The organism is Aeromonas sp. HMWF014 (assembly GCF_963878295.1).
Taxonomy (GTDB): domain Bacteria; phylum Pseudomonadota; class Gammaproteobacteria; order Enterobacterales; family Aeromonadaceae; genus Aeromonas; species Aeromonas popoffii.
Map to the genome: position 1 here is coordinate 1 of NZ_CAWNYS010000055.1, position 1564 is coordinate 1564.

At 65.4% G+C, this 1564-nt stretch carries 2 protein-coding genes; both read right to left on the reverse strand.

Annotated features, from left to right (window positions below; translation table 11 throughout):
• Positions 1-74 precede the first annotated feature (74 nt).
• The gene (locus AAC083_RS02185; RefSeq protein ID WP_042038174.1) at positions 75-611 is read right to left on the reverse strand and encodes a GNAT family N-acetyltransferase; all 537 of its coding nucleotides are present in this window, start codon (positions 609-611) and stop codon (positions 75-77) included.
• Between the two features lie 81 nt (positions 612-692).
• Positions 693-1564 (reverse strand): ATP-binding cassette domain-containing protein (locus AAC083_RS02190; protein WP_146181780.1); only part of this gene is annotated, 872 nt, incomplete at its 5' end.

Here is a 1564-nt window from a genome sequence, read left to right on the forward strand (position 1 = left end):
ATGAGGCGCTGGGGCGCCCCATGCAACACGTAATTGGGACATAGCCTTTTGCTAGCTATCAGATGCGGTGGTGCTCAAGCGTTTGGCAGGTCGCTGCGTAGCAGGGCGTAGTGCCGCAGGGAGATAAACTGCTCCCCCTTCCGCTCGCATTCCCGAGCCGTCCCTTCGTAGCGAAAGCCGGCCCGCTCGAGCAGGCGGGCAGAGGGGAAGTTTGGCTCCTCCACCACCGCCAGCAAGCGGTGCAGCTCGGTGGTGTGGTAGATGAGATCCAGAAACTGCCGCAATGCCGTCTGCATGATCCCCTGGCCCCAGTGCTCGGGATAGAGCCAGTAGCCGAGTTCGGCCCGCTTGTGCAGCGGGTCGGCATCGTTGTAGCCGATGGCCCCCAGGGGGACGCCGTTTCGCTGGCAGCGGATCAGGAACCAGGCCCCGCTCTGGCACTGCGCTATCTCGGCGTACCAGCGCATCTGGGCCTGGCATGCCTCCATGCTGTCATAGCTGATACCGTAATAGGCGATGACCCTGGGATCTGACAGTGCGCGGTAGATGTGGGGCAAGTCGGCCTCCGTGACGGGGTCGAGTCTGATATCGGGTTGTGGTGGTGAAGACATCATATGCTCCTTGCGGCCAGCCGTGGCTGGCCGCGTGAGTGGAGTAAAAGGGCGGGATAACAGCGCGGATCACGGCTGGGCTCACGGTTCGGAAAGACCCAGCAAACCGGCAAGCCTTTCGATCTCATCGCGCCACTCTTGCTGCAGCCGCAGGGTTTGATGTTTGGGCTTGCGGGCGAGATCGGCGGCAAGCAGGGCATCCAGCTCGTACCAGCGTGCCAGCAGCGCCTCATCATCGTGCTCCGGCATGGGATCTTCCCTCCCGGCGTCATTGGCCTGGGCGTCGGCGGCGGGCCGATCTGGCGCATCGCCGAGCAGCTCGGCATAGGCCCGCTCGGCGCTGTGGGCCTCGTGGATCCGACCCTCCCTGATCACCCAGAAGCGGTTGCAGCTGCGCTCGATCAGATCCCGGTCGTGGGAGACAAGCAGCACGCCACCAGCAAAGCCGGTTAGCGCCTCGGCCAGCTCCTCCTTTCCTGCCAGGTCCAGATGGTTGGTGGGTTCATCGAGCCAGAGCAGATGGTGACTCGCCAGTGACAGGGCGAGGAACAGCAGTCTGGCCCGCTCGCCCCCGCTCAGGGTCGCGACTCGCTGACCGTGACGGGAGTAGGGGAAGCCCGCACGGATCAGGGCCTGGCGCAGCGTCACCTCCGGCAATGGTGCCAGTGGATAGAGGGCATCGGTCAGGGTGGCGTCGCCGTCCAACTGCTGCAGGGACTGATCGTAATAGGCGATGCTGGCGCCAGGGTGGCGATACCAGCCCTCGGCCGGTTGTTGAGCGCGCACCTCGCCCCAGCACTGACGCAGCAGGGAAGACTTGCCCGTGCCGTTGGCACCGAGCAGGGCGACCCGGTCGCCAGCACGCAGCCAGAGATCCTCGGCTCGCAGCAGCGGCGGCAAGCCGGGGGCGGGGTGCACGTCGAGGTCTTCCAGCCGAAGCAGGGCATCGGCGG

Excerpts from the sequence above, each read along its gene's own strand:
- AAC083_RS02185 (WP_042038174.1), bottom strand. The coding sequence starts at position 611 with ATGTCTTCACCACCACAACCCGATATCAGACTCGACCCCGTCACGGAG.